Consider the following 1,321-nt stretch of genomic DNA (forward strand, 5'->3'; position numbering starts at 1 on the left):
GCGACCCCCACCCGCGCCGCGAAGGAGAAGATCGGCACCCTCCCACCACCCAGCGTCCACCGCCCGCGCCGCGCGCCCCGCCGCGAAGGAGAAAAACGGCCCCGCCGACACCGTCCGGCCCCGGCCGGTTCAGCGCCCGCCCGAGACCACCGCGTTGACGTCCGCGGCCCTGAGCACCCCGCGCACCCCACCGGCCTCGTCCACCACCACGTACTCCGGCAGCGGATGACCCGTCAGCGCCCGTAGCAACTCCTCACCCTCCAGACCCACCGGCACCAGAGAATGCTCGGTCACCGCACGGGACACGCTCGACACCGGCACCCACGCCCGGCGCTGCGGCTCGATCGCCCCGGCCGCCGCCGGGTGCACCACCGCCGTGGGAACGCCCCGGGCGTCGGTCACCACGACCTCCACCGCCTCCGCCTCCCGGGCCCGTCGCTCGGCCTCGGCCAGCGGCGTGTCGGCCGACACCGTCACCGAGGCCCGGGCCAGGTCCCGGGCCCGCAGGCGCGGAATGCGCTCCCGCACCCGTGCGGAGCGCAGCGCGTCGGAAGCGCCCATCCACATGAAACCGCCCAGGACGAAGCCCCACACCACGCTCCACGGGCTGAGCCGTCCGCCCGCCCACCACGTGATCAGGAACGGCAGCGCCACCACCAGCAGCGCCAGCACCCGACCGCCCCAGGCCGCGGCCGCACTCCCCGCGAAGGGCCTGCCCGTCGCCTTCCACACCCCGGCGCGCAGCAGCCGCCCGCCGTCCAGCGGAAGCCCCGGCAGCAGGTTGAACGCGCCCACCAACAGGTTGGCGATCCACAACTGGAACAGCAGCTCACCCACCACGGTGCGCGGCTCGGTGAACAGGTACAGACCGAACCCGCCCGCCGCCAGCAGCAGGGAGAACAGCGGACCGGCGAACGCGATCCAGAACTCACGCCCCGGCGTGGGCGCCTCGCGCTCGATCTCGGAGACCCCGCCCAGGACGTACAGCACGATGCGCCGGACCGGCAGGCCGTACATGCGCGCGACCACCGCGTGCGCCAGCTCGTGCACCAGCACGGAGGCGTAGAGCAGCACGGCGAAGACGAAGGCCAGCAGGTAGGCGGTCGGCCCCAGCGCCAGGCGGCCCTGGACGACGCCGCCGTAGACCAGGGTGATCAGAGCCGCGACGATCAGCCACGAGGAGGTCACGTACACGGGGATGCCGAAGGGGCGGCCGATCAGTAACCCCGGTCTGGCGGAACGCTCGCGGGGTCTGGGCGCGGATGGGTCACTACCGGTCGTCACACCCCCAGCCTACGGCCCGCCCGCCCCGGCCCCGCGG

1 protein-coding gene is annotated in these 1,321 nt (G+C 74.3%); it reads right to left on the reverse strand.

Annotated elements, in window-relative coordinates:
* Window positions 1-129: 129 nt before the first annotated feature.
* The gene (locus DQW06_RS28350) at window positions 130-1,194 is read right to left on the reverse strand and encodes a site-2 protease family protein (protein WP_071621839.1); all 1,065 of its coding nucleotides are present in this window, start codon (window positions 1,192-1,194) and stop codon (window positions 130-132) included.
* Window positions 1,195-1,321 lie beyond the last annotated feature (127 nt).

This window comes from Nocardiopsis sp. TNDT3, from assembly GCF_003427465.1.
GTDB classification, from domain to species: domain Bacteria; phylum Actinomycetota; class Actinomycetes; order Streptosporangiales; family Streptosporangiaceae; genus Nocardiopsis; species Nocardiopsis dassonvillei.